The sequence below is a fragment of the Microcoleus sp. AT8-B5 genome (assembly GCF_036705565.1).
GTDB lineage: Bacteria > Cyanobacteriota > Cyanobacteriia > Cyanobacteriales > Microcoleaceae > Microcoleus.
Genome location: NZ_JAUBUY010000005.1, coordinates 217,663 through 243,143, shown reverse-complemented (window position 1 = coordinate 243,143; position 25,481 = coordinate 217,663). Strand labels below are relative to the sequence as shown.

Genomic DNA, 25,481 nt, shown 5'->3' with positions numbered 1-25,481 from the left:
GTTCCTCTGTGTCCATCCGCTGATATCTGCGGTTACAAAATCCCAAATTAACGGCGTTGATTCAAAAAGCGGCTAGCCATCGACATTGCGTCAGTAATATCTACGTCGCCATCTCCATCTGTATCTAAAAACGTATTCAAAACGGGATTTCCGCCCTGGGCTGGATTTTGGGCGTTGCCGCCGGTTTGTAGCAAATTCAGTATGAGCGGCACCAAAACAGGTATCATCGCCTGCACTGTGGTGTTATTCAAACCAGTTCTTTGGGCTATATCCGTCACTATCTGCGTGAGTTGGCCGGCTCCGAACAAACTCTGTACTGCTTGGGGATTGGGATTTGTACCGCTAAATTGGTTGACAACTTGTTGAGCTTGTGCGTCTCCTGACTGCGATCGCACGTTTTGCAATGCCGATCGCACGTATCCGCCCAAAACCGACATCGCCAACTGAGTCGTACCCGCATCGATGCCCTGGTTGCCGCTCAACTGCTCTACCGCACCGAGAATGTTGCCCAACTGATTGGGACTTGCTTGTTGGTTGGGATTGTCGATCGCGCTCAAAATTTGGTCAAATAGTCCCATAATTTTCGCTCCGTACAGTTGTTTCTCAACTTTAAATTATAGCAACTCCTGTTTTTCAAGATTACCGAAAATAGTTGGGATTTGGGTCTTATAGCAATCATAAATGATTTGTGTAATTCTTGTAGGGTTCTCCCCACGCCCGGTTGCCCCGATGCAGGCTGGGGTAGGCAAAGAAAGGCACTACCCCTACATATTTTTACAACTGATGCGAGGATTGCAATATAACTCATCTATTGGCGTAGCGACAGCCCTTCAAGAAGCAATCTCATACCATTTTAGATTTTAGATTTTAGATTTTAGATTTGGAATGAATTATGGCCTCAGAGTTGGGATCCCGGGCCTGCACTTGCCTTCTTTTTTGAAACTCGTTTCTCCTCTAACTTCTACTCCATGAATTACGGCGTAGGCGAGATATAGCAACCCTAAATCATTCGGGTAATTATTGTAGGGGCAATCCCACGCCCGGTTGCCCCGATAGATAGGGGGTAGGCAAAGAAAGGCACTACCTACAAATTTACATGAATCATTTAGGATTGCTATATAACTCCGCTTCAAACATTTGTGTCGCTAATTCATCTTTTTTAAGATGTTGCCAATTCCATTTAATTGGGTTCATTTGGGAACAATCTTCTGGCAACAAGAAGATATATGACCCCTGCTTCTCCCACTTTGACCCTAACTGTTGGACTTGCCTTAATCGGTGTATTAAGCCATTGTTTTGTAGGATTATGCTGAGCGTCCAAAAGGTTTAACCTAGCCTCTCTCCAGCGTTCTAATTTTCAAGTAATTCGCTTAGGAAATAAGAGTGTTTGTTCATGGCTTAATCCCACTCCACGAGATATGGCTGGTAGTGTTTTACGCTTAATATCAGAAAAGCCCCAGATGAAAGTAATTAAACGCATCACAACTTCTCACTTGGGGGAATAGCGATCTGTATACTGTAGAATTCCCAGTAATCGTCAAGAGTCAACAAATTTGATCGTTACAGCGCCTTCTCCGAGATTTCACTTAATCCAGTAAAGGGTTGAGGGCAATTCCTGTTTTTATCATCTCATGAAAAGGATGCAAAAGCGTTAGCTTAGCGTGGCAGAAATTCCCTAAGTCATTTCCGGCAAAAGCGAACTGTAAGTAAATATAATATTTAGAGAATGTCGTGCAGCTACGTAACTCTTCTCGTTACTATGGCTGACCCCGGGCTACGCTATCAGCTCATGTGTTTAAGGCGAAATGGTTAAAAAAATAATCAGCAAAAAAACCCTATAAACTCATGTTCATTCGTACTACTGCTCTCACTCCCATAGAACTCAGGACTGCGATCGTGCGAGAGCCCTTGGTGGTTTCGCCGGATACGACGGTGATGGATGCGATCGCCCAAATGAGTGGCGTGCGATCGCTCTGCAACACCCCTAGAACGGCGGATGGTCAACTCGACGACCTCCACAAGGAGGCGCGATCGAGTTGCGTGTTGGTAGTGGAAAACGAGCAATTGGTCGGCGTACTGACCGAGCGAGACGTGGTGCGGCTGAGTGCCCAGCAGCGTTCCTTGGAGAATTTGGCGCTCCGGGAGGTGATGGCACACCCCGTCGTCACCCTCCGCGAGTCCGCCTTCACCGATTTATTTTTTGCGATTAATCTGCTCCAACAGCACCACATTCGCCATTTGCCCATCGTGGACGAGCTCGATCGCCTAGTGGGCCTAGTCACTCACGAAAGTCTGCGCCAAATATCTCGACCGATCGACTTGTTGCGGTTGCGTATGGTAGCAGAAGTGATGACCCACGAAGTGATTTGTGCTACGCCAGATTGTTCCCTACTGGCGATCGTCCAACTTATGGCAGAGCATCGCGTCAGTTCCGTGATGATTGTGCACCCAGGCAGAATCTCTACTGAACCGCTACAAATTCCAGTGGGGATTATCACCGAGCGGGATATTGTGCAATTTCAGACATTGGGGTTGAAGCTGGAAACCTGTCGGGCTGAGGCGGTGATGAGTACACCGATTTTTAAGGTCAAGCCAGAGGAGTCGCTCTGGACTGTGCAGCAGATCGTGGAGCAGCGATCGATCCGTCGGTTGGCGGTGACAGGGGAACAAGGGGAGTTACTGGGTATTGTCACCCAGACCAGTTTGCTGCAAGCCCTCAACCCGCTGGAGCTATACAAGCTGGTCCAGAAGTGGGAAGAGAAGGTGGTGCGGCTAGAGGCCCAAAAGGTAGCGCTGCTGGCAAATCGCAACCTTGAGCTCCAGCAACAGGTGGAAGCTCGGACAGCCGCTCTCAACACCAAGGTACAACGAGAGAAATTAGTCGCAGACTTGGCTACCCAAATTCGCTCGTCCCTAAGCCTGCAAACGATTTTGGATACGACTGTGCAGCAGGTGCGGCAAGTGCTCGGCTGCGATCGCGTCAATATTTGGCGGTTTGAAGCCGATCGGGAAATCATTGTCGTGGCGGAATCCACCGACTCGTCCCTGTCTCTGTTGGGCCAACGGGTCAATGAGACCTGCTATAAGCAAGACAATCCTGAGATTTATCGTCAGGGATATGTTCGCGTCGTACCAGATATCTCCACAGCCAACATATCAGACTGTCATCGGCAGATGCTGATCCGCCTCCAGACAAAAGCCAAAATTTTGGTGCCGCTACTGTGTGGCGATGAGTTATGGGGCTTGCTCAATGCCAGCGAAAGCCAGCACCCCCGCGACTGGCAACCGGAAGAAGTTGAACTGATACAAGCCTTATCAGCGCATCTGGCGATCGCCATTGGGCAAGCCACGATCCACCAAAAATTGCAGAATGAACTGGTAAAGCGAGAGCGGATCGAAGCCACCCTGATCGAGAGCGAACAACGCTACGCCTCCCTTGCCGCCGCCGCTCCGGTGGGGATTTTTCGCACCGATGCCGAGGGGCTATGTACCTATGTCAACGATCGCTACTTTCAGATCAGCGGACTCACAACAGGAGCCACTATCGGACAGGGATGGCAACAAGGAGTGCACCCCGACGATCGCGATTGGGTAATTGCCCAATGGGAACAATTCATTCAAGGTAACGACTCTTTTGAACTCGAATATCGCTTTCAACGTCCCGACGGTGAAGTAACGTGGGTTTATGGGCAGTGCGTCGCCGAACTCGATGCCAATGGACATCGGATCGGCTATATAGGCACCATTACCGACATTAGCGATCGCAAACGAACTGAAGTCCGCCTGCAAGAAAGCGAAGAACGCTACGCCAGCCTAGTGGAAGCCGTACCAGTGGGGATTTTCCGCGCCGATGCTAGGGGTAAGTGCATCTATGTTAACGATCGCTGGTTTCAGATCAGCGGACTCACCCCAAAAACCGCTTTCGGGGAAGGATGGCAACAAGGGCTACACCCCGACGATCGCGATCGGGTCATCGCCGAATGGGAGCAATTCATTCAAGGAAATCGCTCTTTCCAACTCGAATACCGCTTTCAACGTCCCGACGGTGCTGTGGCTTGGGTATATGGGCAGTCCGTTCCCGAACTGGATGCAGACGGGCAAGTAGTCGGCTATGTAGGAACTACTACAGACATTAGCGATCGCAAACTTGCCGAAACCGCCCTGATCCAGAGCGAAGCCCACAGCCGAGCCATATTAGCAGCAGTTCCCGACTTCATGTTTCGCATCGGTGCCGATGGTATTTATCGGGGGAGCGTGACAGCCAATCGTCAGCTCGACTTTCTCGGCGGTACAGATTTCGATACCCCAGGTGTGGCGATGGTGGATATGATCTCAGGAGAAATTGCGACGCGACATCTACACCACCTAGAACAAGCCTTACGGACAGGAGAACTGCAAGTTTATGAACAGCAGGTGCACATTGGCCCACGCCTGAAATATGAAGAGGTCAGAGTTGTCAAGAGTGGCGAAGATGAAGCCTTGTTTATGATTCGAGACGTTACGGCTCGCAAACAGGCTGAGCGACAACTCTACCAACTAAACCAACAGCTAGAAGCAAAAGTTGAAGAACGCACCCAAGAGCTTTGGCAAGTCAACAGCCTGCAACGCGCCATCCTCGATTGTGCTGATTACTCCATCATCTCCGTAGACCCAACTGGCATCATCCAGACCTTTAATGCCGCAGCCGAAAGGATGCTGGGTTACAGTGCAGCAGAAGTGGTCGGCAAAGCTACGCCCGCACTCATCCACGATGCAAATGAGGTAATTGACCGGGCATCATCACTCTCTGCTGAACTAGGGCAAAATATTCCTCCCGGCTTTGAGCTTTTTGTTGCCAAAGTACGCCAAGGTATTGTCAGCGAAGAAGAGTGGAGCTATATCCGTAAAGATGGTTCTCGATTTCCTGTGTCGCTATCCATCAGCACCCTCAAGGATGTCAATCAACAAATTATCGGCTTTTTAGGCATCGCCAAAGATATTAGCGATCGCAAACGTGCAGAAGCAGAACTACAGACAGTATCGGATCGCCTCGCTTTGGCGCTCAAATCAGGGGCGATCGGTTGTTGGGACTTCGATCTTGTACAAAACACCGTCTTTTGGGATGAGCGGATGTACGAACTGTACGGTGTCACAAAACAATCTCATTCCCCTCTGCCTTACGACATTTGGGCAAACCGACTACATCCCGAAGACCGCACCGCCACCGAAACATTGCTCCAACAAGCCCTCTTAGGACAAGCAGAATTTGATACCGAGTTTCGAGTGTTGCATCCCGATGGTAGCCTCCACTTTATTAAAGCCTATGGTGTCGTCGTGCCAGACGCCCAAGGCAATCCCCAGAGCATGATTGGGGTCAACTTTGATATTAGCAGAGGCAAGCAGGCTGAACTCCAACGACAGCAGTTAATTCAAGAATTATCAGCCTTTAAACAGGCCTTGGATCAGTCTGCAATTGTGGTCATCACCGATCGCCAAGGGGTGATCTCCTACGTCAACGATCCCTTCTGTGCGATCTCTGGCTACTCCCGCGATGAACTCATGGGCAAAACCCATCGCCTAGTCAACTCTGGCTATCATCCCCCTGCATTTTTCCAAGACCTGTGGCAGACCATTACTAGCGGTCATGTTTGGCGCGGTGAAATTTGCAACCAGGCAAAAAACGGTAGCCTGTACTGGGTTGCTAGCACCATTGTCCCCTTTTTGGACGAAGGCGGGCGACCTTTTCAGTATCTAGCCATTCGCTTCGACATTACCGATCGCAAGTTTGCCGAAGCAACGCTTCGGCAGGAAAATACTTTCCGTCAACAAATTGTAGAAAACATGACTGAAGGGCTGTGCGTTTTCTATGAAGTTGAGGAGTTTCCATTTGTCCGCTTCACAGTCTGGAATCAGCAAATGCAAACAATTACGGGTTACACCTTAGAAGAAATTAACCGTCTGGGGTGGTATCACAGCTTGTACCTGAATAATCAAGAATCTCAAAAACAGACGATTGCCGACCTGAAAAAGATACGACAAGGGGGCAACTTAATCGCCGTGGAAAGGGAAATCCGGCGCCCAGATGGACAGTGCCGCACTATCTCCTTTTCCACTTCTATCCTATTGATGGATGATGAACATCTCTATGTGCTTGGCCTGATCCAAGACATTACCGATCGCCAACAGACAGAGCTAGAAAATCGCCTTTTGAAAGAACGCCTCGAATTTCTTCTGGCATCGAGCCCCGCCATGATCTATAGCTGTAAGCCCTATGGCGACTATGGAGCAACCTTCATGAGCAAAAATATCGAAGCCATTTTGGGCTACAAACCAGAAGAATTTTTATCGGAATGTGGCTTCTGGGCTAACCATATTCACCCAGAAGATGCCCCTAGAGTTTTTACACATTTATCGGCTCTATTTGAACACAACACTCATCAGCATGAATATCGATTTTTGCATCGCGATGGTCACTACGTTTGGCTACGGGATGAGCTGCGTCTGCTGCGAGATGAAGAAGGCACGCCAATCGAGATTGTTGGCTATTTTGCAGATATTAGCGATGTCAAACAAACCGAAGAAACCCTAAAACGACAACTGGCAGCAATTGAGGCGGCGATCGACGGCATTGCGATTATGCAAGGAGATACCTACCTCTATTTGAATCAAGCCCATCTAGAATTGTTTGGCTACGAACATCCCCAAGAACTGGTGGGCAAATCTTGGAAACTTTTGTATTCCCAACACGAGTTAGAACGGTTTGAGCGGGAAGTCTTGCCGGTGCTGGGGCGCGATCGCGCTTGGGAGGGAGAGGCGATCGCCACCCGCAAAGATGGCTCTACCTTTGCCGAAGGGCTATCCCTCACCCTCACAGAGGATGGATTATTGATTTGTGTATGCCGCGATATCAGCGATCGCAAACAAATCGAAGCCCAATTAGCAGAGAGTGAAGCTAAATTCCGGCGGCTGGTAGAAGGGGCTAATGATTTGATCTGGTCATGTGAACCCGATGGGATGCTCACTTATTTGTCACCGCAATTCAAGACCATGTTTGGCTGGGACGAGAGTGAATGGATTGGTAAGCCGTTTATATATCTGGTGCATCTAGACGATCGTCCTTTGGTGGTTACTGATTATCGGGAGAATGTCAAACTTGGTAAAAAGTCAAGTGATTATGAGTTCCGACATCGCCACCGAGATGGCAATTATGTCTGGGTGAGAAGCAGCGCCCGACCTGTTATCAATGCTGAAGGGGAATTGATTAGTATCCAGGGAATTATATCGGATATCCGCGATCGCAAACAAGCTGAACTCGCCAGGGAAAGCAGTGAAATCCGCTTCCGCCGTGTGTTTGAGTCCAGTGTGAGCGGCATGATGTTTGCCGATTTTCAGGGGAACATAATCGATGCCAACGATCGCTTCTTAGAGATGGTTGGCTACACTAGGGAGGAACTAAATGCTGGGATGATTCATTGGGATGCCATGACGCCGCCCGAATATGCCCACGCTGATGTTGTAGCGATGGAGCGCCTGATGCAGGAGGGCGCGATCGATTCCTTGGAAAAGGAATACTACCGTAAGGATGGCAGCCGGATTTCTGTGCTGATCGGAGCCGCACTTCTTCCAGGCTCAGAGGATCAAACTATTTGTGTATTAGTAGATATCAGCGATCGCAAACAGGCCCAGAAGGCTTTGCAAGAATCTCAGCAGTTTCTGCAAACGGTACTCGATACCATCCCGCTTTCGGTGTTTTGGAAGAATCGAGAGTCGGTTTTTTTAGGATGCAATCAGCAGTTTGCCAAAACTCTAGGCTTGCCATCTACGACCGAAAGTATAGGTAAAAGAGATTTAGATATTTGCCAGAAAGAAGTGGAGGCGAACGAGTATTGTGCGATGGATCGGCGGTTAATCGAAACGGGTGAAGCTATATTAGGGATCGAAGAAACGCTAACCCTACCCAATGGTAAACCAATATTTCTCGAAACCCACAAGGCTCCCCTGCGAGACTGCTCAGGTAATATTATTGGTCTGGTAGGCACGTTTCAGGATATCACCCATCGCAAAGAAGCCGAAGCGAGATTGCAACAACAAGCAAAACAGGAACGTTTGCTGGGAGCGATTACTAAACGGATGCGATCGTCTCTGCATCTCGACGAGATTCTCAATAGCACTGTTGAGGAAATCCATCAGCTATTGCAATCAGACAGAACGCTGGTTTATCGGGTTTTTCCTGAAGGGACGGGGGCTGCCATTGCTGAATCAGTTTCGCCAAATAGGCTTAAGCTTCTGGATATCCTCTTCCCAGAAGAGGTTTTCCCCGAAGAGAACTACGATCGCTATATCCAAGGAAAAGTTTATGCCCTCAACGATAGGGAAGATGAAAATGAGTCAATCTTACCCTGCTTGGTTGAATTCCTCGCAGAAATCCAGGTCAGAGCTAAACTCGTAGTTCCAATTATTCTGAATCAAACCCTCTGGGGGTTGCTGATTGTTCATCAATGCGATATTCCGCGCCAATGGCAAGACTGGGAAATCAATTTACTTAAACAAATTGCTAACCAATTAGCGATCGCAATTCAGCAATCTTACCTCTACGAACAGGTGCAATCAGAGCTGGCTATCCGCAAGGAAACACAAAAGGCGATCGCTTTACAACTGCAACGGCAGCGAACTTTGGGAGAAATCGCCCAGCAAATTCGCGAATCGTTGGATATTAAGGAAATTTTGGCGACTGTGACACAGCAAGTCAAAGAAATCTTGCAAGGCGATCGAATCATCGTCATCCGGCTATTTGGCAATGGCAGAAGTCAAATAGTTGAAGAATCTGTGTTGACCGAGTTTCCCGCGCTCAAAAACCATCACTGGGACGACCAACTGTGGTCTCAAGAAATCCTCAACCACTATTCCCAGGGCAAGCCCCGTATCGTCCCGGATATAATGACCGATATGGGGACTAATTGCTTGGTGGAATACGCAAGCGTTGGTGAAGTCAAGTCCAAAATGGTTGCACCTATCCTGCAAGAAGTCCGAAGCAGCCAAAGCCATAGAGGGGTTGCCCCTGGCCCAACCAACAAGCTCTGGGGGGTTTTAGTCGTCCATGCTTGCCGAGAAAAGCGAGTATGGCAAGAGTCTGAAGCGCAACTCCTGCAACAAATTGCTAACCAGTTGGCGATCGCGGTTCAACAAGCTAGCCTATTTGAGCAGTTGCAGCAAGAACTCACCGAACGTCAACAAGCCCAGCAGCAACTCACCGAGCGCAACGAACAACTGGCAGTCTCTAACCAAGAACTTGCCCGTGCTACCCGCCTCAAAGACGAATTCCTCGCCAACATGAGCCACGAACTCCGCACCCCCCTCAACGCCATTTTGGGCATGAGCGAGGGGCTACAAGAGCAAGTCTTTGGTATCGTCAATGAACAACAAATCAAAGCTTTACAAACCATCGATCGCAGTAGCTCTCACTTACTAGAGTTAATTAACGACATTTTGGATGTCGCCAAAATTGAATCGGGTCAAATGGAACTCGATTGCACCCCAGTTTCAATCAATCATCTGTGTCAATCCAGTCTGGCATTTATCAAACAACAAGCCCTGCAAAAACGCATCCAGCTAGAGATTAAAGTGCCACTCAATCTGCCCGACTTATTGATTGATGAACGGCGGATGCGCCAAGTCTTGATCAACCTGCTCAACAACGCGGTAAAATTCACTCCTAACGGAGGACGCATCACCCTAGAAGTCAGCCGTCAACAGCCCCGGGCCGACCCAGATTCTGCCGATTCCTCACCCCATTTTTTGGTCAAAGAAACTCTGCAAATTTCCGTCATCGATACAGGTATTGGTATTGCCCCAGAACATATCAACAAACTGTTTCAGCCCTTTATCCAAATCGATGGCGCGCTGAATCGTCAATATGCAGGCACTGGCTTGGGGCTTGCCCTGGTGAAACGTATTGTCGAACTCCACGGCGGGCAGGTGTTGCTCACCAGCACTGTGGGTGTAGGAAGTTGCTTCACGATCGAATTCGAGGGCAGGCACGGGGGCACTGAATTCGAGGGCAGGCACGGGGGCACTGAATTCGAGGGCAGGCACGGGGGCATCGAATTCGAGGGCAGGCACGGGGGCACTGAATTCGAGGGCAGGCACGGGGGCACTGCCCCTACTGGTGCGCCCTCTTCTGTTGCCCTGGAATCCCAGACAGAACCCCCCATCGAACCCAGCGGGCCCGAACAGGGAGGCTCTCCCTTAATCTTGGTGGCGGAAGACAATGAAGCCAATATCAGTACGGTGTCGAGCTACTTGAGAGCTAAAGGCTATCGCATTCTCTTGGCGAAGAATGGAGAGGAGGCGATCGCCCTGGCCAAGTCACAAAACCCCAATCTAATTTTGATGGACATTCAAATGCCTGGTATGGATGGCCTAGAAGCTATGCAGCAGATTCGCCTCGATCCTAGGTTAGTCGATGTGCCGATCCTTGCCTTAACTGCCTTAGCCATGACTGCCGATCGCGATCGTTGTCTTGCTGCCGGAGCCAATGATTACCTCACCAAACCCGTTAAGCTGAAGCAATTGGCAAGCACTATTCAACACCTTTTAAATTCCCTGGTAAGATAATTCATGAATGTACCATCTGTTTTGATCGTTGACGACGAACCCGATAATTTTGATGTGATTGAAACTCTCTTGAACGAGCAGGATTATCAATTGCATTACGCTGCCAGCGGGCAAGAGGCGATCGCATCCCTCGACATATTTGATCCGGATCTTATTTTGCTGGATGTCATGATGCCAGGAATAGATGGCATCGAAGTTTGTCGGAAAATCAAAGCCATGTCAAAATGGCAAGCCGTTCCCATCATTATGGTGACAGCATTAAACTCAAAATCCGACCTTGCCCATTGTCTCACTGCGGGCGCTGACGACTTCATTAGTAAACCTGTAAATGCTATTGAACTACGTGCCAGAGTTCACTGTATGCTGCGAATTAAGCACCAGTATGACGACCTGCAAAGCTTACTCAAATTGCGCGAAGATATGGTTAAAATGGTAGTCCACGATTTACGCAATCCCCTGGCTGGCATCTTGCTTGGCTTGGAAATCCTAAAAAGCTTAGAGTATCCTAAAGAACAACAACAAATGCAACTGGAACGAATTTACTCGTCAGCACAAGCAATACAGCTATTAATTGATGATTTATTGCAAATCTATTTACTCGAATCCGGTAAAAATCGTCTCAATTACACTGATATTTATCTGTGCGATCTCATTGAATCTGCTATCTCAAACTTTGAAGGAATCGCTGCTAAAAAAAATCAGTTTATAGTCGCTCAATTGCCAGGACAAAACAGTATAAAAGTCTCGGTTGATGCCACGATGATACATCGAATGCTGGACAATCTCCTCTCGAATGCCATTAAGTTTTCCCCACCCAATAGTCAAATCATAGTGACTGTAGAATTCCTCACATCTGGCAAGGCAAAAATTCAGGTTATCGACTCTGGCCCAGGTGTTCCTGATACATTGCGACAAAAAATTTTTGAGAAATACGAGATTGGAAATCTGATGTCTAATGTCTCTCAAATAGGGTTGGGTTTAGCTTTCTGCAAAATGGTCGTTGAGGCACATGGGGGCGAAATTTGTGTCAGAAACAACCAACCACAAGGAGCAATTTTTGAAATCACTTTGGCAGCATAGCTGACGAGTATCAGATGAAATTATAAAATTTTTACCTTATTGAAATGGTGGCAATTATGTCTCAATTTTCTATCTTAATTGTTGATGATGAGCCGGATAACTTTGATGTGATTGAAACCCTGTTATCAGAGCAGGATTATCAATTGCATTATGCTGCCAGCGGGCAAGAAGCGATCGCATCCCTCGACATATTTGATCCGGATCTTATTTTGCTGGATGTGATGATGCCGGGAATAGACGGCATCGAGATTTGTCGGCAAATCAAAGCCATGTCAAAATGGCAAGCCGTTCCCATCATTATGGTGACAGCATTAAATTCAAAATCAGACCTTGCCCATTGTCTCACTGCCGGTGCTGACGACTTCATCAGTAAACCTGTAAATGCTATTGAACTGCGTGCTCGCGTGCATTCAATGCTCAGAATCAAGGAACAGTATGATAATATCCAGAACTTATACCACATCCAAGAAAATACGCTCAATGTCTTGGACAGCACCCTCAATGAGCTGCGTGGCAACTTAGCTTCTACTCTATCCCACGAACTAAATACGCCCCTCAATGGCATCTTAGGCACGATCGGGTTGCTCAAGGACGATATCGAAAACATGGATATCGCCCAAATCCGTGAGATATTAGGCTGGGCACATGACTCGGCCCGTCGCCTAGAAAAATTAACGAAAAAATTCCTGATTTATTTAGGATTAGAACTATCCGCAAGTCAACAGCACAAGATGGAATCTGCCCGGACTCAATTTGTAGCTTCCGCCATTGAAACCGAGTTGACATACCAGGCTCAGAAGGTCAACCGTAGCAACGATATGTTGTTCACTCTTGAGGAAGCGGATATAGCTCTATCAGACCGATATCTATCAACTATTCTCCATGAATTAATTGATAATGCACTGAAATTCTCCTCACCAGAGACAACTATTAAAGTTAGTAGTCAAGTCCTAGGGGAGATGCTACATTTATCTGTACATGACTCCGGGCGGGGCATGACAGAAGAGCAAATTGCTAAAATAGGTGCCTTCATGCAGTTTGAGCGCAAGAGGTATGAGCAACAGGGCACCGGTATCGGCTTAAAAATTGTCAGGAAAATTGTCGAACTGGCAGGAGGAGAGTTCTCAATTACCAGTATCTATCAAAAGGAAACAACGGTACATCTCACTCTGCCAATTGTCCGCAATTAGCATGAGTTTTTCTATCAAGTCCGGTGGCATCGTTATGGAGATTGAGAAGGAATAAATTTGCTTTGCAGGGAGCGGCAACAGATCAAAAAAGAGGAACTAGCAGGAGAAATATTTGACTCGGAATTAGAGCTTGCTTCTGCGGTAATTCATGGGGTAGAAGGTAAAGAAAAAACCATACACAACCTTACAAAACCTATTAAATTTAACTCGAATCACCCTAATTAATCTTTTGTTACATACTGGCGAATTTTGCCACCGACTTAGTAAGGAATGAGAATTACAGCGGATTCCAGGTTTATAAAGTACACCCCAGAAACCGGGTTTCTTCTGGATTTCTCGCCAGAAACCGGTTTTATTCAAGAAACCCGGTTTCTCTGTACTTCACTTACCTGGAAAGTGCTGTAAATAACTTCCACTCTTGAAAGTGGGATGGGCTCTTATAGCCCGTCCACTCATGACGGGCTATAAGAGCCCATCCCACAATAACAATTAAAATTGTAAGTTATTTAATTCGCGAGCCTAAGTTCTCGTGCAAGCTACAATTGCAGACTGCGGGCGCGATCGCACTTTATCTGCACCCGCTACCACTAAAACCCCGCAAATCGCGCCCGCAGTGCGACAGAATCGGGATTTGCGGGTTCGCGCAGTACCATCGGGCGCTCGGCCATTTTAGATTTTAGATTTTAGATTTTAGATTTGCCATGACTGATGACGATCGGCGTAATGTAAAAATCAAAGTATAACCCTTTTATTTGCCACTCCCCTCATGCCTTTGCCGCGCCTGTTAACCTTAATTGCTGCTTTCTGCCTCGCCCTGGGGCTGATTATTGGGCTGGTGAGTTCCTTAACAGGGCTTTACAGTCAAGTTGCGTTGTCTGCTTCTCCGCTGCTGGCTAATTTGCTGATTTTCCTGATAATTGTACTTTTGGGAACCCTAATTTTTGCGCTGGTTTACTATTTTAGGCTGCTGCAACGCCCCCAGAAAGTTAAGGGAAAACGGCCGATTACTCCGAAGATTCCTGTTGTGAAAAGTGAAGCTGCTTCGGAAAATCTTAAAGCAATTCGGCAACAAGTCGATCGCATTCAAGATGAAGTAGCGCGGCAAGCTTTGCTGTTGAGAGCCCGCGAAATTGAAGCTAGCATGGCGAGGGGCAGCGTTCGAGTAGTTGTTTTCGGCACCGGTTCTGCGGGCAAAACTTCCGCTGTGAATGCGTTGGTGGGGCGGATGGCGGGACAGGTGGGTGCGCCGATGGGAACTACCGAAGTTGGGGAAACTTACACTCTGAAATTGAAAGGAATCGATCGAGAATTAGCAATTACTGATACTCCAGGCATCTTGGAAGCGGGAGTTGCGGGGACTTACAGAGAGGAATTGGCGAGGCAGTTGGCGGCGAGGGCAGATTTGATCTTATTTGTTTTGGACGGTGATTTACGCAAATCCGAGTACGAACCGCTGCGGACTTTGGCGGAAATTGGCAAAAGGTCGATTGTGGTTTTTAATAAAGTTGACCTTTATCCCGACACCGACAGAGATGAAATTCTCGATCAACTGCGGCAGCGAGTCAAAGGTTTTGTATCAGCAATGGATGTAGTAGCAATTAGCGCCAATCCGCAAAAAGTTGTCCTAGAAGACGGCACAATTTTTCAGCCAGACCCGGATATTATGCCATTAATTCGGCGCGTCGCTGCGATTTTGCGAGCCGAAGGCGAAGACTTAATTGCGGACAATATTTTGCTGCAATCTCAGCACTTGGGAGACCAAGCGCGCAAGTTAATTGATGCTCAAAGAAGGCGGCAAGCTGATAAGGCAGTAGAGCGATTTCAGTGGATCGGAGCCGGAGTAATTGCCGTAACGCCTTTGCCAGTTGTGGATTTGTTAGCGACAGCAGCAGTTAACGCTCAAATGGTAGTAGAAATTGCTAAGATTTACGGCTGCGAATTAAATATCGATCGCGCGAAAGAATTGGCATTGTCTCTAGCAAAAACCCTAGCAAGTTTGGGAATAGTTGAAGGGGTAATTCAAGTAGTGTCAAGGGCGCTGCAATTAAGCGTAGCGGGGTTTGTACTTGGCAAAGCAATTCAAGCAGTTAGTGCGGCTTATTTAACTAGAATTGCTGGTAAAAGTTTTATTGAATATTTCCGCCATGACCAAGATTGGGGCGATGGTGGCATCGCCGAAGTTGTACAAAGGCAGTTTCAGTTAAATAGGAAGGACGAGTTTGTCAAAGCATTTGTCAAAGATGCGATCGCCCGCGTTGTCGAACCTTTGAACATTTATCAGCAGGAATCGGAACCTGAATTAGAAATGTCAGCCGAATTGGAAGCAGAACCTTTGTATCAGCCACCACAACAAGACGATTGGGAAACTTACAGCAACAAACGAAACGATGACTGGTAATGGGCAAAACAGGGAATTGGGCAAACAGGGAATTGAGAATTGGGTAATTACGATCGTTCAATGAGATGTTCCCTGAGTATGCTTTGTTTAATTTTATTAAGAAATTTTACAATAATTTTACACAGGGGGGAGACTCCGGGGGGAGCAAGTCAAACCGAGCGATCGGATGGAACACAATTTTGATAAGATTGAAGATTGACAACAAAATTTGCTATTGTGCGTCCGGGTAAAAACAATGAGCGATCGACCAATTATTCTCGGTATTGTCGGAGACAGCGCAGCGGGCAAAACCACCCTGACGCGGGGAATTGCCCAAGTATTGGGACCAGAAAATGTCACTGTGATTTGCACTGACGACTATCATCGCTACGACAGAAAGCAGCGGACCGAAATCGGAATCACAGCATTGCATCCCGACTGCAATTATCTCGATATCATGCAGCAGCACCTTAGCCTGCTGCGTACCGGACAAGCAATTCTCAAACCCATCTACAACCACACGACAGGTACATTTGACCCGCCGGAATATATCAAGCCCAGCAAATTTGTCATAGTTGAAGGTTTGCTGGGTTACGCAACCCGAACAATCCGCGATTCTTACGACGTAAAAGTGTATCTTGCTCCTCCCGAAGAGTTGCGAACTCAGTGGAAAGTTAAGCGCGATGTCATGAAGCGCGGTTATACTGAAGAACAGGTGCTTGCAGAAATAAAAAAACGGGAACCAGACTCTGAAGACTTTATTCGTCCTCAGCGCAAATCGGCCGACGTTGTAGTTAGTTTTTACCCGCCCGAAGCGGAAAATGAATCAAATTTGAGCGTCCGTTTAGTGCTCAGACCGACAATTCCTCACCCTGATTTTACTGAAATTTTAGGTCGAGGCAGCGAGAGTTTTAAACCTGCAATTCGCTTGGGACTCGATCGGGATATGGGCAAACCTGTTGACGTTTTGGAAGTAGACTCCCACGCTACCAGCGAGCAAGTAAACGAACTGGAAATGATGTTGTGCGGCGAGTTGCCCCACCTGCGGGGATTTTGTTCCGCCCAAGGCAACCCGGAAATTGGCAAACTGATCGGCACAACTGGCGAAGTTTTGCAAAGTTACCCGCTAGCTTTGACGCAGTTGCTGGTTGCATATCACATGATGAAAGCAATTCATGTGTATTAGTTAGTTGGCAGTTAGCAGTTGTTGGTTGTTAGTTGTTATTGCAATGATTAATAACCAATAACTAATGTACTCGCAAAGTCTGGTTAACAGTGCCTAATTGCTGAAGTGGCATGGAGACTGGCAACTGACTTTGAGGTGCGGGCACCATTTCGCCTCGGAAGTCAAGGAGGGTAACAAGGAGCAGGTAGGCAACTGCTAAAACTATAGAAATCACTCCAGTGATAATAGCAACAAGTTTTGAACGTTCCATAATTGAGAAAATTTTAACTACAGCTAATATTAGTTTAACATTAAAAATAGCAATTATTACTTAACTTATGCAATAGAATATAATCAGGTGCTAGTTATTTCTCTGACAAAAATGGAACCTCTTGTAGATGCGCCAACTTCCATCGAGATGCCCAGAGCTACCCCAGTGGTGGAAACATTTAATCTGGGGAAGTTCTACCGTACTGGCTTCTGGATGAATGAAAAAATTGAATCGCTCAAAAATTGCACTCTGACTATCTCTGAGGGGGAAACTTTTGGGTTGTTAGGGCAAAATGGAGCGGGGAAAACTACGCTGCTGAAAACTTTGCTGGGTATAGTGCGGCCCACTTCTGGCCGGGCGCTGCTGTTGGGGAGGCCTTTGGGCGATCGCACTGTGAAGCAGCGAGTCGGCTATTTGCCAGAAAATCCCTATTTTTACGATTATCTCACGGGTTGGGAATTCTTGCAATTTGCGGCGGGGTTATTTCAAATTCCCTCCTCGATTCAGCGACAGCGAATTCCCAATTTGCTAGACTTAGTTGGGCTATCTCAATCGGCGGCAATTAAAAAACAGTTGCGCCAGTATTCTAAGGGAATGCTGCAACGGATCGGCATGGCTCAAGCTTTGATTAACAATCCAGATGTGGTATTTTTAGATGAGCCGATGTCTGGTTTAGATCCGATGGGACGCTATCAGATGCGGGAGATAATTTTATCGCTGAAAAATCAAGGAAAAACAATTTTTTTTAATTCGCATATATTGTCGGATGTGGAGAAGATTTGCGATCGAGTGGCAATTTTGGCTAAGGGTGAATTAATCTGCATGGGTGCGATCGATGAACTTTTGGGTAATACTGAAACTTACCGGGTTGAAGGTAGGGGAGGCCACTTGAATATCCTGCAAAAATGGATACCGGATATGGAAGTTGATAATGATTTGTGGTACGGTCATTTGCAGGGCGATCCGAAGGAGTTTATTTCTAGTCTGAGCGGTACGGGAGGGCAGTTAATTGGGATGAATTTGGCTAAGCCTAGTTTGGAAGAGTTTTTTATGCAGCAACTGCAAGAAAGAGGGATTTATTCTAGTGGTTGAAGTATAGCCTTTTGAGTTCTCATAGGAGGTACTCATGGGCATAGGGCATACCTCACTTTTTTTGAGAAAGGCTATATCTTAAAAGACGTAGATTGGGATTGATGGTGGCGCGGGGGCGGGTTTACGAGATTGTGGGTTTTGGGCAATTACAGCATATTCCATGTATATGCGGTACACACAATCTTGTCGTAAGCATCGGTGCGTCGCCACCAGTCAATCTGCAAGTTTCATTAAACATGAGCAGATCCGCACCCTACATAACTACAAGATTTAATATCATACAAATCCGAATCAAAATGTACAGGTTATATTATGTCCGGTAGCATCTATGATGTCGCACCATTCCTGTGGAACCTGTAGGGGCCCGTGAGCCAATAGCTTGAAAAGTTGCAGACAGGTTAAATAAACCCACCCCAACCTACCCAAAAACCCTTTATTGACGGCCGGTGCAACATCTCAGATAGCCAGCGGGGACGGGTTTATGAGATTGTAGATTATGGGCAATTATTATTGGTGAACCCGCCCCTACAAGATTTAACATCATACAAATCGGAATCAAACGGAAATGATATTATTTGTGTGTTCGTCGCACCCGATCGCCCTAATGCAAATTTGTTAACTTGGCTAAAACTGATATCTTGCACCATTCTCAATTAGCCGTAGGGGCGGGTTCGCCAACAGCCTTAAAGCTTGCAAATAGGTTCTATAAACCCGCCCAACCCCACGAAAAATCCTCTTATTGATATTGTTGCAAGATGTCAGCTAAAACGGTGGCGAAGAGAGCGGGTTCGATCGGCTTTGTTAAGTGTTCGTTGTAACCAGCGGCGATCGCCCGATCGCGGTCTTGTTCGCTAGCATAAGCTGTCAGCGCCACGGCCGGCAAGCGCTTGATTTTGTCGGATGCGGACGATCGCACTGTGCGGATCGGCGAGTAGCCGTCCTCAACCAGCATAGCGATATCACGGACTAAAATATCCGGCGGCGACTCCTCTCAACTGCCCCTTCTTACTCCGAGGCTGTTTGAGTGGCAGTGTCACCGTAAATGTCGCACCCTTGTCTTTACCGGGACTTTCCGCAGTCACAGTGCCCCCGTGGAGTTGCACCAAGTGCTCGACGATCGCCAATCCCAGTCCCAAACCGCTGTCAGCCCTAGTTTTCGAGGCGTCTGCTTGTCGGAAGCGATCGAACACGTAGGGCAGAAACTCAGCAGGAATGCCCTTTCCGGTATCGCTGACAGTAATTTGCACGTAATTGGGTGATGAAGAATCGCTAACAGCCACCGCAGACAAGCGCACTTGCACATTTCCCCCCGAAGGCGTAAACTTGACGGCGTTAGTCAGCAAATTCCACACTACCTGCTGCAACCTCTGGGCGTCGCCCCACATCAAGCTGACTGCGGGGTCAAGTTCTAACGAAACGGTGACAGACTTGGCATCGGCTGCCAAACGAACTGAATTATTAGCCGCCTCGATCGTCCTTACCATGTAGAACCAGCCGGGTTTCAGAACCAGTTTGCCTTGAATAATCCGGGAAACATCGAGCAAATCTTCCACTAGCTGGATCTGCACCTTCGACTGACGCTCAATGGCTTCCAAACCCGAAGCTAATTTATCTTGGTTGTTGGGGTGGGCGCGCAGGATCTGTGCCCACCCCTGAATCACATTTAAAGGCGTTCGCAATTCGTGGGAAAGAGAGTCTAGAAACTCGTCTTTCCGGCGGCTGATAGCTTCTGCTTCCGCCCGCGCGGCTTGTTCGCGCTCGAGCAACTGAGCGCGCCCGGCCTCGACTTGCTTGCGATCGCTGATGTCGGCGACGATCGACATACAGTTGATATTGCCGTTGCTGTCGCGGACTGGAGTTGCCCACAAACTGATGTCGATCGAGCTGCCGTCTTTCCTTTGGCGGTAGGTTTCCATGCCCGCGATCGCCTTTCCAGCGCGAATTCTTTTCAAATTAGCCGTGAATTCCTCCCGCTTGTCTGCGGGAACGCAGGGCACAAATTGACCTACCGCTTCTGATTCATTCCAGCCAAAAATCCTCTCGGCGGCTGGGTTCCACATTTTCACAGTGCCGTCGTCGCAGTCCAAAACGGTAATTGCTAGGGGACAAGCCTGAATCAAGGCTTCTAAAGTTTGATGGATGTGCGATCGCGCTGCTTCTGCTTCTTTGCGATCGCTGATATCGACGTTCACCCCGATCATCCGCAAAGGCAAACCGCGATCGTCCTGAAACACCTTAGCCCTGCAAGCAATCCAGCCCACGCTTTTGTCCGGGCGGCAAATGCGGAACTCTATGTTTAATTCCTCCCCGGAAGCTGTCGCAGCTTGCACCTGCTGTTCGGTAACAGTGCGATCGTCTGGATGCACCATTTCCACCCAAGTTTGATAGCTGTCGATACCGCCTGCAGGCAGCCCGTACAAAGCCTCTAACTCCGGCGTACAGGCGACCTCGTTGGTTTGGATGTTCAATTCAAAACTTCCGATTTTGCCTGCTTGCTGAGCGATTTGCAGCCGTTGTTGATTCTTTTTGAGTTCTGCTTCCACCCGCGAGATTTCGGTCAAGTCGATGTAGAATGCGACGATCGTCTCTGGTTCGCGGTTGTCCGCGCACAGAGTGGTTCCGCCCATCAGAATCGGCACGCGACTGCCATCTTTGCGGATATACTCTTTCTTGAAAGGAGTTGCGACTCCCTGAACCCGCAGTTCCCCGGCCGCTAAGGCGTCGAGATGCAGGTATTCGGGGGGGGTCATTCTGTCCCACCGTATTTTACCGGAGAGCAAGTCTGAGCGGGTGTAGCCGATCATGTTGAGCAGGGATTGGTTGGCGTAGGCGATGCGGCCGCTAAAATCGCCGATCGCAACTCCGAAAATATTTGACTCGAACAGCCGCCGGAATATGGCTTCGCTTTGCTGCATTACCCGTTTTGCTTGGTTGCGATCGGTAATTTCGGCAATCACGGTGCTGACTCCCAGGAGTGTTCCTGATTGATCGCTCACGGGGTAAAAGCTGATTTGCCAATCCCGCAAAACTCCTGGCTGTTGCTTGGTTTCTGCCTTAATTTCCAAGTCGAGCACGGGGGTTTGTGTCGCCAGCACTTGGCGGTAAATTCGCTCTACAATATCTGCCATTTCGGGAATTACTTCTCTAACGGTGCGCCCGATGTGTTCTGGGATCGATCGGCCGTTGATCGCAGCGAGGCATTCGTTCAGGCGGATGTAGCGCAAATTTGTATCGACAAAGCACAGCCCGACTGGTGTGGTTTTGTAAACTAAGTCTAGTTCTGCTAGTTGGCGGCGAATGCGTATTTCGTTTTCTCGAAGTTGATTTTGGGCTTGTTTGCGATCGGTGATATCTAGTACGAAGAATGCTCCTTTGTCTGTGCATCCTTGGAAGTTTCCGCCGCCGACTAAAACTGGGAACCGCGTGCCGTCTTTGCGGATGTATTCTTTTTCAAAAGGCGCGCAACTTCCTGATGCTTCGACTTGCGCGAGGGCAATGCGATCGAGTTCTAGATATTCTGGCGCCGTTAGTTCTAACCAGCGGATCTGTCCCGAAACTAAGTCTTCCCTCGTATATCCGATCATTTCCAGCAAGGCGTCGTTAGCGTCAGTAACTTCCCCGTTGCCATCCCAGAAACCGATGCCTATCATGTTAGATTCTACCACACTGCGGAAGCGCATTTCGCTTTCCCGCAAAGCTAATTCTGTTTGTTTTGCTGCGGTAATATCTGTGATAATTAGGCCAACTCCGATTATTTCTCCCATTTCATTTTTCACTGGGTAGTAGTTGGCTACCCAGTAGCCGAAATATCCTGGTTTTCCATCAGGTTCGCCGCTAAATTCTATGTTTAAAACAGGCTGACCGGTGTCTAAAACTTGCTGAATAATCGGGGCAAATTTGGCGGCGGATTCTGGCAACAATTGCCGGAAATCTTGGCCGATATGCTGTTCGGCGGGCAAACCGTGGAGTTCTGCTAAGACTTTATTGATACGGATGAAGCGCATTTCGCGATCCAGAAAGCAAATGGCTAGGGGAGATGCTTCTAACAGCGCGTCAATTAAGGCAAAGGATTGCGATGTTTGAGATAGTGCTTGTTGCGCTTCTGCGTAAAGTCTGGCGTTGTCTAGGGCGATCGCCACGCGGTATGCTAAATCTTCTAGCATTGCCATGTCTTCTGCACTGTAGCGGCGGCCAAACTTTGAGGTAAAGCAAGTGATGGAACCCATTACCCGCCCGCGAGCTCTCAGCGGTACGCAAGCGTGAGATCCGATATTGAGCGATCGCAATATTTCCAATTCTGCTGCATTTTCGGCTCCTGCTGCTAAAATCTCCTCATCCACTTCGGCAATTAGTTCGGATTTGCCGCAGCGGATTACCAGCGGATAGCCGTTAACAGCATTTTCGGCGATCGAACTGCGGATGCTGAAGTTATTAATAGTCTCAACTGTGGAGGGTTCTGCGTGAGCCACAGCGACTAGACGCACTTTTGACCCCGTTTCGGTCAAATGAATGCAGCACCCATCCGCGATCGAATTTATTGCTAATTCGGCTACCTTTTGCAGCACCGTTTCCCCGTCAAACGCATCAGCCAGCATTTTGCTGACTTCTGCTAAAAATGCCGACCGCTGCTGTTCTATTTCCGCTTTTTCCCTTGCTGTTTGCTCAATTGTTAACTGCAATCTTTGAGTTTCCGCAAGTTTTATTTCTGTGATATCGCGGGCGACAATTAAGGCTGATTCTGGTACGCCATTTTTGTCAAATTCTGGAACTACGCGGGATTGATAACTTCGGATGCCGTTGATTGAGAAAGCCTGAAATTCTACAATTTCTTCTTGACCTGTTTCTAACACTTTGTGCAGGGTTTCATCCCACATCTGGCACACTTCCGGCGGCATTCCTATTTCTTGACTGGTTTTACCCAGGAAGAATGAAATTGGTTTTCCTTGGCTTCTTTCAACGGCTTGATTGACATAAATATAACGCAGCTCTTTGTCAGTGCGGATAATCACATCTGGCGTATTTTCTAGCAGCGTTCTCAGTTGCTGTTCGCTGCTTGCCAAAGCTGCTTGCGCTTGTTGTCTTTCCGTGACATCTCTCACCGTGCCCACGTATCCGATGAGTTCGCCGGAGTCGCAGAACATCGGCGATGAACAAACGTTAATCCAGCGCACAATCCCCTCTGGTGTTTGCAGGCGATACTCGATCGCATATTCCCCACCTTGCCGAGTATAATCCAGCCATCGGCTCAATACGCGATCGCTGTCTTCCGGGTGAATGCACTTCTCCCAACCGTCTCCTAAAAGTTCTGTCAAACTCAAGCCGCAAATAGCCTGACAGCGTGGGTTTGCATAGGTGTAGCGCCCCTGGGAATCGGCCATAAAAATGCCGACAGGCGAACAGGAACTTAAACAGCGAAATCGTTCTTCTTGAGCTTGCAGCGCTTCTTTAGCTACTGTCAGTTCTGCTGTGCGTTCTTTGACGCGAGTTTCTAGGTTAGTGTAGGATAATGCTAGGGCTATTTCCGCTTTTTGGCGGTCAGTAATATCGATGCCAGTTCCTATCACATATTCTACCAAACCATCGCCATCTAAAGTTACAGTGTTACACCAAGAAATTAAGCGCTTATCCCCATTCTTTGTGCGCCAATAATTTTGATACTCGCTGTTAAAATTTTCAACTTTTAATTGTCTAAAAATTGTTTTTACTGGCTCTACTTCTTCGGAGATCAAGAACACATCCCAAACACATTTATTGAGCACTTCTGCTGTCGAGTAGCCTGTTGTTTTTTCGCAAGCTTGGTTAAAGCGCACAATCCGTCCTTGGTTGTCTAGGACTACAATTAAGCAAGCCGTCGTGTCAATTACTTTGGAAATAATATTACGTTCAATTTCTATTTCTGGTTCTGCGAACTTTAAGCCAGCATACCAAGCGATAACCGCAGCGGCAAAAAGTAAGATTGCAGGAACTTCCTCGAAGAAAAAAAGTAACAGAGTTGTCAGCAGTAAAGCCGTGCCGGCACTAAATGTAGCAATACTGTAAGATTTAATGGGTAAGGGCAAGACCTGAAACCGACTCATTTTGGTTGACCTGTAGCGATGGCGCGATCGGATCAAATCTAATCGCTTATTCAGTGGACAAAAGTGGATTATGCGGCATAACTGTATCCATCGACTCTATGAACCCCAAGGCAATATTTAGCCCTAACGGGGCTAACCTTGCCCACCTGTGTAACCATTTCAAACACCCCCGTTGCGCGAACACTTAAGCGCCCAACATGAGTTCCGGCAAATTTCCCAGTAGGCAAAATAGCACGAATTATATCGCCAGTTTGAAAGCCAAAAAAAGCTTTCTGTCTAGTACGATGTCTGATGGGAAACCCATATTTGTTAGTCGTGCACATTCGGCGAGTTCCCCATCCTTTTGCAGTTATCAACAAGGGCTTGGTAATTTTTATCGACAACTTTTCCACCACGCCAACACAAGCAGCGTCTAAGTAGTGACGCTTTTGAACACCTAATTTGACGCGATTGAATTTGGTTCGACCACCAGTCCCAAGATCGACTGGCAATCCAGTTTCTTTAAGCCTTTGATACAATGCCCATCGGGTAGAGTTAACAGCAGCAGCATCTTTTAATGGTAATTTTGAAGCGGCTAAAATCCGCCTGAGAACATCAGGTTTCTTACTTAGGAATTTCTCAATTGGGTCATTTCCTTTTTTCTGGTTGCAATCATGGCAAGCCAAGGTAAGGTTGCTAACCCGATTTGTCCCCCCTTTGCTCGACGCCAAAATATGCTCAATTTCTAACCGAGTATTTTCTACTCCACAGTAAGCGCATTTCCTTCCCCATTTTGCTAACAAATATTCCTTGACTTCAAACCCTGCTAACTCGCCTCTTTGATACTCTGTACCACTGATTTCCGGGTTCATCAAAGCTTGCGTATCAAACCGTACTAACTCCTGAGAAATACCCGTAATAAGCGCCCACTTTATGAGCCTATTCACCCAAGTTAGAGTAGTTTTCACTCGATGATATAGCGTCGGAGCTAACCAGCCTTTTTTACGGGTTCTATTGAGAAATCGTGGTTGACGATAACGAGTTTTACGATGCCGCCGATTACGACGAATGGCTCTGCGGGATTCCAATGAATCTTTGATCGCTTGCCCACGATGGGTTAATTCAGCACCCCAGATAACCGCATCATTGAGTAATGCTAGGCCAGTAGTTTTAGATCCCGGGTCTATTTTTAACTGGATAGGCTGAGTTATTTCTGCTGATACAGTTTTTAAGATGATCGTAAAAGGAAAGTGACGAAAAACGGCAGCTTTTCTTTGGGTAAGAAGTAAACGAGCTAATCCTGGATGAACAGGATTAAGGGGGCGTTTGTTGGTGTCAATAACAAAGACAAAGTTGGACATCTTATTTAAAACTCTGATTGCTCAGGTAATTTTTTCCTCGTCAAAGTTACTCCGGCTTGTTTGGCTCAACTCACTTCCTTAGCTAAATACAGATGTTTAAAGTTGAACGACAGAGCAAAAAGCTGGAAAGCACTTTTTGGTGTCTTGACCGGAGTAACGTAGCTATTTGCTGAGACTGGCTATCTCTCACCAAATGCACGGGTTGTCCAGTGTTGTTTAGTGTTTAGCCGATAGCACTATTGCTTATGTCGATGAAACAACCTTGTTAAAACTTAGTTAAAACTAAGTATTTATTT

12 protein-coding genes are annotated in these 25,481 nt (G+C 47.5%); 7 read left to right on the top strand and 5 right to left on the bottom strand.

Going from position 1 to position 25,481, the window contains the following annotated elements; translation table 11 throughout:
• Nucleotides 1-47 precede the first annotated feature (47 nt).
• Entirely contained in the window at nucleotides 48-578 is a 531-nt protein-coding gene (locus QUB39_RS06135) for a hypothetical protein (RefSeq protein ID WP_333056636.1), read from the bottom strand.
• Between the two features lie 1,267 nt (nucleotides 579-1,845).
• Between QUB39_RS06135 and QUB39_RS06130 the strand changes: the two genes are divergently transcribed.
• The 6 genes from QUB39_RS06130 to QUB39_RS06105 all read left to right on the top strand — a co-directional run bounded on the left by QUB39_RS06130 (nucleotide 1,846) and on the right by QUB39_RS06105 (nucleotide 16,426).
• Nucleotides 1,846-10,593 carry a PAS domain S-box protein gene (locus QUB39_RS06130; RefSeq protein ID WP_333279093.1) on the top strand — a complete coding sequence of 2,916 codons (8,748 nt, stop codon included), beginning with the start codon at nucleotides 1,846-1,848 and terminating at the stop codon, nucleotides 10,591-10,593.
• A 3-nt stretch (nucleotides 10,594-10,596) separates the two neighbouring features.
• On the top strand, nucleotides 10,597-11,673 hold the full coding sequence (locus QUB39_RS06125; protein ID WP_333208198.1) for a response regulator: 1,077 nt from the start codon (nucleotides 10,597-10,599) through the stop codon (nucleotides 11,671-11,673).
• 56 nt (nucleotides 11,674-11,729) lie between these two features.
• Nucleotides 11,730-12,863 (top strand): hybrid sensor histidine kinase/response regulator, encoded by a 1,134-nt coding sequence (locus QUB39_RS06120; protein ID WP_333056644.1) that lies wholly within the window; start codon nucleotides 11,730-11,732, stop codon nucleotides 12,861-12,863.
• Nucleotides 12,864-13,392: 529 nt separating this feature from the next.
• Nucleotides 13,393-13,536, top strand: coding sequence for a hypothetical protein (locus tag QUB39_RS06115; RefSeq protein ID WP_333056645.1), 144 nt, complete (start codon nucleotides 13,393-13,395; stop codon nucleotides 13,534-13,536).
• Between the two features lie 93 nt (nucleotides 13,537-13,629).
• Nucleotides 13,630-15,261 carry a GTP-binding protein gene (locus QUB39_RS06110; protein WP_333056646.1) on the top strand — a complete coding sequence of 544 codons (1,632 nt, stop codon included), beginning with the start codon at nucleotides 13,630-13,632 and terminating at the stop codon, nucleotides 15,259-15,261.
• Between the two features lie 235 nt (nucleotides 15,262-15,496).
• Nucleotides 15,497-16,426, top strand: coding sequence for a phosphoribulokinase (locus QUB39_RS06105; RefSeq protein WP_333056648.1), 930 nt, complete (start codon nucleotides 15,497-15,499; stop codon nucleotides 16,424-16,426).
• Between the two features lie 61 nt (nucleotides 16,427-16,487).
• Here the strand turns inward: QUB39_RS06105 and QUB39_RS06100 are convergent, their stop codons facing one another.
• On the bottom strand, nucleotides 16,488-16,676 hold the full coding sequence (locus tag QUB39_RS06100) for a hypothetical protein (protein ID WP_333056649.1): 189 nt from the start codon (nucleotides 16,674-16,676) through the stop codon (nucleotides 16,488-16,490).
• Between the two features lie 111 nt (nucleotides 16,677-16,787).
• Here QUB39_RS06100 and QUB39_RS06095 point away from each other — a divergent pair, with 111 nt between their 5' ends.
• Nucleotides 16,788-17,768, top strand: a complete 981-nt coding sequence (locus QUB39_RS06095; protein WP_333208199.1) for an ABC transporter ATP-binding protein — start codon at nucleotides 16,788-16,790, stop codon at nucleotides 17,766-17,768.
• A gap of 736 nt (nucleotides 17,769-18,504) precedes the next feature.
• Here the strand turns inward: QUB39_RS06095 and QUB39_RS06090 are convergent.
• The 3 genes from QUB39_RS06090 to iscB form a co-directional block, all read right to left on the bottom strand.
• A complete protein-coding gene (locus tag QUB39_RS06090; RefSeq protein WP_333056651.1) occupies nucleotides 18,505-18,720 on the bottom strand; it encodes a hypothetical protein in 216 nt (71 codons plus the stop codon).
• Between the two features lie 7 nt (nucleotides 18,721-18,727).
• Complete coding sequence (locus tag QUB39_RS06085) at nucleotides 18,728-23,845, bottom strand: PAS domain S-box protein (protein WP_333485032.1); 5,118 nt, start codon at nucleotides 23,843-23,845, stop codon at nucleotides 18,728-18,730.
• Between the two features lie 68 nt (nucleotides 23,846-23,913).
• Nucleotides 23,914-25,185 carry an RNA-guided endonuclease IscB gene (iscB, locus tag QUB39_RS06080; RefSeq protein ID WP_333392095.1) on the bottom strand — a complete coding sequence of 424 codons (1,272 nt, stop codon included), beginning with the start codon at nucleotides 25,183-25,185 and terminating at the stop codon, nucleotides 23,914-23,916.
• Between the last annotated feature and the right edge of the window lie 296 nt (nucleotides 25,186-25,481).